The 6854-nt window shown below is 72.8% G+C and carries 9 protein-coding genes; 2 read left to right on the forward strand and 7 right to left on the reverse strand.

Features of this window, described 5'->3' with window-relative positions; genetic code table 11:
* Position 1: 1 nt before the first annotated feature.
* From ACE3QY_RS19140 to ACE3QY_RS19155, 4 genes are read right to left on the reverse strand one after another with little or no spacing between them, the layout of a single operon-like run.
* Complete coding sequence (locus tag ACE3QY_RS19140) at positions 2–244, reverse strand: helix-turn-helix transcriptional regulator (RefSeq protein WP_374457649.1); 243 nt, start codon at positions 242–244, stop codon at positions 2–4.
* Positions 241–1113, reverse strand: a complete 873-nt coding sequence (locus ACE3QY_RS19145; RefSeq protein ID WP_374457650.1) for an ABC transporter permease — start codon at positions 1111–1113, stop codon at positions 241–243. The genes ACE3QY_RS19140 and ACE3QY_RS19145 overlap by 4 nt, the downstream gene beginning before the upstream one ends.
* Positions 1114–2040: an ABC transporter ATP-binding protein gene (locus ACE3QY_RS19150; protein ID WP_374457651.1), complete on the reverse strand. Its 927-nt coding sequence runs from the start codon at positions 2038–2040 to the stop codon at positions 1114–1116. It lies immediately after the preceding gene.
* A gap of 51 nt (positions 2041–2091) precedes the next feature.
* A complete protein-coding gene (locus ACE3QY_RS19155; protein WP_374457652.1) occupies positions 2092–3060 on the reverse strand; it encodes an AraC family transcriptional regulator in 969 nt (322 codons plus the stop codon).
* A 129-nt stretch (positions 3061–3189) separates the two neighbouring features.
* Between ACE3QY_RS19155 and ACE3QY_RS19160 the strand changes: the two genes are divergently transcribed.
* Positions 3190–3840 carry an NAD(P)-dependent oxidoreductase gene (locus ACE3QY_RS19160; protein ID WP_374457653.1) on the forward strand — a complete coding sequence of 217 codons (651 nt, stop codon included), beginning with the start codon at positions 3190–3192 and terminating at the stop codon, positions 3838–3840.
* Between the two features lie 2 nt (positions 3841–3842).
* Here the strand turns inward: ACE3QY_RS19160 and ACE3QY_RS19165 are convergent, their stop codons facing one another.
* From ACE3QY_RS19165 to ACE3QY_RS19175, 3 genes are read right to left on the reverse strand one after another with little or no spacing between them, the layout of a single operon-like run.
* The gene (locus tag ACE3QY_RS19165; RefSeq protein ID WP_374457654.1) at positions 3843–4388 is read right to left on the reverse strand and encodes an NYN domain-containing protein; all 546 of its coding nucleotides are present in this window, start codon (positions 4386–4388) and stop codon (positions 3843–3845) included.
* 29 nt (positions 4389–4417) lie between these two features.
* The gene (locus ACE3QY_RS19170; RefSeq protein ID WP_374457655.1) at positions 4418–4819 is read right to left on the reverse strand and encodes a hypothetical protein; all 402 of its coding nucleotides are present in this window, start codon (positions 4817–4819) and stop codon (positions 4418–4420) included.
* A gap of 29 nt (positions 4820–4848) precedes the next feature.
* Complete coding sequence (locus ACE3QY_RS19175; RefSeq protein WP_374457656.1) at positions 4849–5631, reverse strand: aminoglycoside adenylyltransferase domain-containing protein; 783 nt, start codon at positions 5629–5631, stop codon at positions 4849–4851.
* A 128-nt stretch (positions 5632–5759) separates the two neighbouring features.
* On the opposite strand from ACE3QY_RS19175, the gene ACE3QY_RS19180 reads away from it, so the two are divergent.
* Entirely contained in the window at positions 5760–6728 is a 969-nt protein-coding gene (locus tag ACE3QY_RS19180) for an SMP-30/gluconolactonase/LRE family protein (protein ID WP_374457657.1), read from the forward strand.
* Positions 6729–6854 lie beyond the last annotated feature (126 nt).

The raw sequence follows: 6854 nt of genomic DNA on the forward strand, positions 1-6854 counted from the left end.
ATCAGGCGGGTCGACCCGTCTGGTCGCTGACGCGTGGGAAGGGGGTCAGCGAGAACACCGCCTCGACCGGCACGTCGAAGAAGGCCGCGATGCGCAGCGCGAGGTCCAGGCTCGGGCTGTTCTCGCCGCGCTCGAGGTAGCCGACGGTCTGGTAGTGGACGCCCAGCACGGTGGCCAGGTCGCGACGGGTCACGCCCTGCTCGGCGCGCAGCAGCGCGATGCGGTTGTGCACGGCGTCGCTCACCTGACCCACTGTGTCGCGGCCTCGCGCGCGGCCGCCACCTGCGACCCGGACTGTCGGCGCGCCATGCGGCGCAGGAGTGCCGGGGCGACCAGCGCACCCACGACGGCCCACGTGCCCAGCACGGCGACGGTCTCCCACGTGCGCCAGGAGTCGCCGATCTCGGCCCCGACGTAGGAGTCCGGAAGGAACGCGGAGCGCATGCCGAGCCCGAGCCAGTACATCGGGAACACCTGCGCGACGACCTGGACCCAGCCCCAGAGGGCCTGGACCGGGTAGAAGATGCCCGAGATGCCGGCGAGCACCATGACCGGGAGCATCCCCCACATCCCGACCTTCTGCACGCTCGGTACCAGCGCCCCGACCATCATGCCGATCGGGAGCGCCGCGAGCAGCCCGAGCACGAGGACCCAGGCCACGGTGAACCACCCGCTGGAGTGCGCCATCAGGTCGTCGAAGAGCAGGAAGCTCGGGACGAGGACGGCGATCGTCTGGGGCACCAGGCTCGCCGAGTGGAGGACGAGCTGGCCAGCGAAGTAGCCGACGAGGCCGTGGGGCACGGCCTTGGCGCGCAGCAGGGTCCCGTCCTCCTTCTCCATCGCCAGGCTGTAGGCAGGGCCGATGACGAGACCGAAGGCGATCAGGCCGGCCAGGATGCTGGGCAGCGCGACCGACGGGAGCATCAGCCCGGTGTCGTCGACGGGGGTGTCGCGGCGGAGGTAGAGGTAGCCGACCGCGAGGAACGCCGTGAACAGGTAGAACCACTGGTCCTGCGAGCTGCGCAGGCTCAGCACGAACTCGGTCCAGCCGCGGCGCACGCCGAGGCGTACGGCGTGCAGGACGGCGCCCGTGGGTGAGGCCTGGCCCGTCACTCAGACCACCTCCGTGAAGGCGCGCACGGCCTCGTCGGACTCCCCGGCCTCGTGCCGCTGCACGAGGTCGAGATAGGCGTCCTCGAGGCTGGCACGCCTGACCTCGAGGTCGGCCACCGGCTCGCCGGGCTCCGTGAGCAGCCGTCGTACGAACGCGGTGGCGTCGTCGGTGGAGTGGACGAACCTCTCGCCCCCGCGCGACCACTTGACCTCGACCTCCAGCGCGGCGCGCAGGGCGAGCTGCTCGGCGGTGTCGTCGGCCACGATCCGCCCGCCGGCCAGGATCAGCACCCGGTCCGCGAGCTTCTCGGCCTCGTCGAGGTCGTGCGTCGTCAGCAGGATCGTGGTGTGCTCGAGGTCGGCCAGCCGGTGCACCACGTGATGGAACTCGCGTCGCGCCTGCGGGTCGAAGCCGGCCGTCGGCTCGTCGAGGAAGAGGAGCTCGGGGCGACCGATGATGCCCATCGCGACGTCGAGCCGGCGACGCTGGCCGCCGGAGAAGGTCGCGATCTTCTGGTCGGCGAGGTCGACGAGACCGACGACGTCGAGCAGCTCGTCGGTGGGGACCGGGCGAGGGCGGTCGGGGGTGGCGTACGGCCCGTAGTAGCCGCCGACCTGGTCCAGCAACGTCCGGGGCGTCCAGCGCGCGTGGTCGCGCCAGGACTGCAGCACCACACCGGTGCGCGCGCGCCACGCCTCGCTCGCCCTGCGGGGATCCTCGCCCAACACCGTGACGTCACCGGCCGAGCGCTCGCGGAAGCCCTCGAGGATCTCGATGGTGGTCGTCTTGCCCGCTCCGTTGGGCCCGAGCAGGCAGACCACCTCGCCCGCGGCGATCGAGAAGTCGACCCCGGTCAGGACGTCCTTGTCGCCGTAGCGCATGCGCAGGCCGCGGACCTCGACGACGGCGGAGGTGGATACGCTCACGCGCAGGAATGTAGTCCGATTACTATCGGTGTAGCAAGAGTGCTACATGCCTCAGCGGGGCCCGACGACCGGGACCGGGTACGCCGCCGGCAGCACGAGCTCCGCGGGGTCGCGGCGCGCGAAGGCGCCCGGCGTCATGCCGTGGGCGCGCCGGAAGGCGCGGTTGAAGGCGGCCTCGGACTGGTAGCCGACCCGCTCGGCCACCCGCGCGAGCGGCAGGCCACGCTCCCGCACCAGGCGCGCGGCGAGATCCATCCGCCAGGCCGTGACGTAGGCCATCGGTGGCTCGCCGAGGGTGTCGCGGAAGCGGTCGGCGAAGGCCGACCTCGACATCCCGGCCTCGGCCGCCAGCGACGTCAGCGACCAGGCGGCGCCGGGCTCGGCGTGGAATGCCGCCAGCGCCCGCCCCATCTGCGGGTCGCGCAGCCCGGCGACCCACCCCCGCTCCTGCCTGCCGGACTCCAGCCACGTCCGCACGACCTGGACGACGAGGATGTCGGCGAGCCGCGCGGTGACCACGTCGCTGCCGGGGCGCGGACTGCGGGACTCCGCGCCGATGACGTCGAAGGCCGCGCGCATCCAGCCGGCGTCGGCGCCGTCACCGGCGGACAGCACGGGCGGCAGGCTGCGGAGCAGCCGTGCCACGCCGAGGCCGCTGAAGCTCACCGCCCCGCAGACCAGCTCGGTGCGCGCCCCCGTCCCGGGGATGACCAGGCGCTCGTAGCGCTCCCCGATCTCGACCCGCGGCAGGTCGAACAACGGGATCGGCTCCCGGCCGGGCGCGTCGAGGATCACGTGCCCGGTGCCCGTCGGCACGAGGGCCATGTCACCCGCGACCATGGTCAGCGACTCGCCGTCGACCTCGAGCACCATGGCCCCCTCGGTGACCAGGTGGAAGACCACCGTGCCGGGCAGGGGCGGGATCTCCACGCCCCACGGCGCGTGCGCCTCGGAGACGGCGTAGAAGACGCCGGACATGCCGAAGTCGGTGAGGGTCTCGGTCAGCACGTCACGCTCCACCACCCCAGTCTGCGACGGCGTGGACGATCGGGCAAGAGAACCGGTCGATCCGGCATTGATCATCCAGCGGCTCCGGCCGAGGCTGGAGACAGCCCTGGAACAGGTCCGGGCACGAGCAAGGAGCACATCATGAGGGTCCTCGTCGTAGGAGCAAGCAGGGGCACGGGCGCCGAGCTGGTCGCCGAGCTGGTCGAGCGGGGACACCTCGTGACGGCGTACTCGCGTCAGCCGGGGCGGCACCCCGAGGGAGTGCGCACGGTCACCGGCGACGTGCTGGACGCCGACGCCGTCGCCAAGGCGATGGTCGGCCAGGACGCGGTCGCGGTCACGCTCGGCATCCCCGACAACCCGTTCGTGGTCCGGCTGACCCGACGCGCCAGCTCGCCGCTGGACGTCCGCTCGGCGGGCACCCGGGTGGTGCTGGACGCGATGCACGAGCACGGCGTCGGCCGGATCGTGGTGCAGTCGACGTACGGCATCGGCGACGCCTACCACCGGCTGCCGCTGGCCCTGAAGGCGTTCTTCACCCTCGGCATCAAGCCGCAGGTGGAGGACCACGAGCGGCAGGAGCAGATGGTCCGCGAGTCCGGGCTGGAGTGGACCATCGTCCGTCCCACTGTGCTGCACGACGAGCCCACCGACGCGCCGGCGTACGTCGGCACCGACGACGTCGCGCCCACGTTGCGGGTCTCGCGCCGCCAGGTCGCCCGGGTCGAGGCCGACGCGATCGAGGACGGGGCGCTCGCCTCCCGCGTCCTCACCGTGACGTCGAGGCCCTGACCTCAGAAGAAGTCGAGCGGGTCGAACTCGTCGATCGGGATGACCCGGACGCGCGGCAGGGCCGAGTTGAAGGCGGCGATGTCGTACTCGAGGTCGAAGATCCGCAGGCCGGGGAGGTTGCGGAACTGCGAGTTCACGAACTCGGTGAAGCCGATGACGCCGACCTGGCGGGTGCCGTCGCACAGCCGCGTCACCTGGTCGACGAAGTCGCCGTCGTGGCTCACCAGCACGACGTCGGCCGGCCGCTCGACGAGCGCCTCGGCGGTGCGCTGGATCGCGATGTCGACGATCTTGCCCTCACCGCTCAGCGGGATCGGCTTGAACCCGATGGCGAGCAGCGCCTGCACGAAGCTCGTGGGCAGCTCGGTGCTCGCGGCGAGGAAGAACAGGCCGGTCACGTCCTGGTCGAAGGCCCGCTCGGCCCACTCGAGCAGGCGGTCCCACCGCGGGCGCTCCTCGGGCCGGGGTCGACGCCCGAGGATCGAGGTCCCGAGGGTCGCGTCGATGTTCTCCCCGTCGACGAGGAGGTAGGTCATCCGCTCGGCCATGCGAGGACTCTCCCACACGCCCCGGGGAGTCAGGCCTGGTAGACGACCTTGAACGCCTCGACGACCTCGTCGCCGGACTGGGTCACGTCGGTGACCTCGACCAGCGCCCGCGGCTTGCCCGTGCCGTCGCACAGGATCGAGAGCACGCCGGACTCGGGCAGGTCGTCCCCGTAGTCGGCCAGGGCGGCCGAGGTCGCACCGCGTTCGTCGGCCAGGACCCGGGCGACGAACGCGTCGGACTCCTCGGCCGAGTCGCCGTAGGCCCAGGCCGGCGGCGGGACGGACTCGAGCGTGGTCGGCCCGAAGTAGGTCGGCGCGGCGTTGAGCTTGGCGTGGAAGCGGGCGAGGTCCCAGAAGACCCGCAGCTCCTCGTGGTCGAACTCGACCTCGCTGATCTCGACGGCGCTGGGGTCGACCTCGGGCTCGCTCATGCGGTGAGCCTAGTCGGCGGGACCAGCGCTCACGCCGCCTCGGCGACGTACGCCGCGAAGGCCCGGGCCGACTCCATCGACCCGGGCCGCGGTTCGGCCGCCGGGTCCAGGCCGAGGTCGCGGTCGGCCAGCACCTGCTGCAGCAGCGGGCGCCAGGCCGGGTCGGCGTGCATCATCGCCCAGCGCAGGGCGTCGCGCTTGCTGGCGACCTGGCCGGTGCGCACCGTGTAGAGGCTCCGGGCGGCCTGCACCACGAGGTAGCGCTGGCACCACGCGATCGTCGGCGAGCACCAGCCGAGGACGTCCTCGGCGAGCGTCGCGAGCGTGGCCCGCGCGTGGTCGCGCAGCACCTCCTCGGGCACCGGCTCCATCAGCTCGACCGGGCAGGGTCCCACGAGGGTGATGCCGTGCTCCCGGAGGATCCAGCGGCTCCACGGCTGGTTGCAGTGCTCGGACCACGACATGTCGTCGTCGCCGTGGTCGACGTAGAGCCACCGCCGCCCGAGCCCCGCCACCGTGCGCAGGTCGCCCAGGACGGCGTAGGACCCCTCGAGGTGGCGGTTCCAGAAGCCGTCGCGGTGCGGGAGGTCGCGGTGCAGCGCCCGCAGCGCGGATTCCTGGCGGGCGTCGGGGCGATCGCGGACGACGACGACGAAGTCGCAGTCGCTGTGCAGGTCGCCCGCCCCGAGCGCGAACGACCCCTGGAGGTAGGCGCCGACGAACGCGTCGCCGAGCGCCGCCTGGGCGCCGGTGACGAGGTCGTGGAGCACGCCGTTCAGCTCGGCGTAGCGCGTGGGGTGGGGGTTCAGCACGCATGGAGTGTGCGCCTCCGGCACGGCCGTCGCCACGGATTATCGGGGCGCCGCGACGCTGGTCTGGTCCCGCGGCGCGGGGTTACGGTCGAGGTCCCCCACCGACCCTCCCCCACACCGGAGCCACCATGCGTCGCTTGCTCGTCACCAGCACCGCCGTCGTCCTCGGGCTCACCCTCCTGCCACCCGGGGCGGCTGTCTCCGGCGCGGGCACGCCGCCCGGCACCAAGCCCTTCCCGGCCCGCATCGAGCTGCCCGACGGCTTCCAGCCGGAGGGCATCGCGATCGGCGACGGACCGACGGCCTGGCTGGGGTCGCTCGCCGACGGCGACGTCTACCAGGTGTCCCTGCGGACCGGGCGCGGGAAGGTGATCAGCGAAGGGCCGGGCACGCCGTCGGTGGGCCTGAAGTCCGACCGGCACGGCCGCCTCTACATCGCCGGCGGGCCGGCCGGGACCGCACGGGTCGTCGACACCCGCAGCGGCGACGTGCTCGCCGACGTCGCCCTCACGACCGGTGCCAGCTTCGTCAACGACGTGGTCCTGACCCGCCGCGCCGCGTGGTTCACCGACTCCTCGCAACCGCAGCTCTACCGCCTGACGGCGGTGCGCCGGGGTGGCGGCACCCCGACCGCGACCACGCTGCCGCTGACCGGCGAGTGGGTGCAGGGGACGGGCTTCGGCGCGAACGGCATCGCCACCACCCCGACCGGCCGGGACCTGCTGGTGGTGAACTCGACCAGCGGCCTGCTCTACCGGGTGGACACCACCACCGGCGCGGCCACGGAGGTCGACCTCGGCGGCGCGTCGCTCACCATGGGCGACGGCATGCTCCGCGACGGCCGGATCCTCTACGTCGTCCGCAACCGCGCCAACGAGATCGCCGTGCTCCGGCTGTCCCGCGACGGCCTCAGCGGGCGACTCGTGCGCACGATCACCGCGGCCGACCTCGACCCGTCGACCAGCTTCGACGTGCCGACGACGCTCGCCCGCTTCGGGTCGGCGCTCTACCTGCCCAACGCGCGGTTCGGCACCCCGCCGACACCCACCACCGACTACTGGATCACCAAGGTGGTGGCGCGCCCGCGCACGCGCTGAGCGCGCCTGCGCCCAGGACGATCCGGCCGTTCAAGGGGTTTCGAGCCGCCCGACCTCAGACGTTGAAGCCCAGCGCCCGCAGCTGCTCGCGGCCGTCCTCGGTGATCTTGTCCGGGCCCCACGGCG

Source organism: Nocardioides sp. (genome assembly GCF_041913365.1).
Classification (GTDB): domain Bacteria; phylum Actinomycetota; class Actinomycetes; order Propionibacteriales; family Nocardioidaceae; genus Nocardioides.

Excerpts from the sequence above, each read along its gene's own strand:
- ACE3QY_RS19170 (WP_374457655.1), bottom strand. The coding sequence starts at position 4,819 with ATGAGCGAGCCCGAGGTCGACCCCAGCGCCGTCGAGATCAGCGAGGTC.
- ACE3QY_RS19165 (WP_374457654.1), bottom strand. The coding sequence starts at position 4,388 with ATGGCCGAGCGGATGACCTACCTCCTCGTCGACGGGGAGAACATCGAC.
- ACE3QY_RS19180 (WP_374457657.1), top strand. The coding sequence starts at position 5,760 with ATGCGTCGCTTGCTCGTCACCAGCACCGCCGTCGTCCTCGGGCTCACC.
- ACE3QY_RS19160 (WP_374457653.1), top strand. The coding sequence starts at position 3,190 with ATGAGGGTCCTCGTCGTAGGAGCAAGCAGGGGCACGGGCGCCGAGCTG.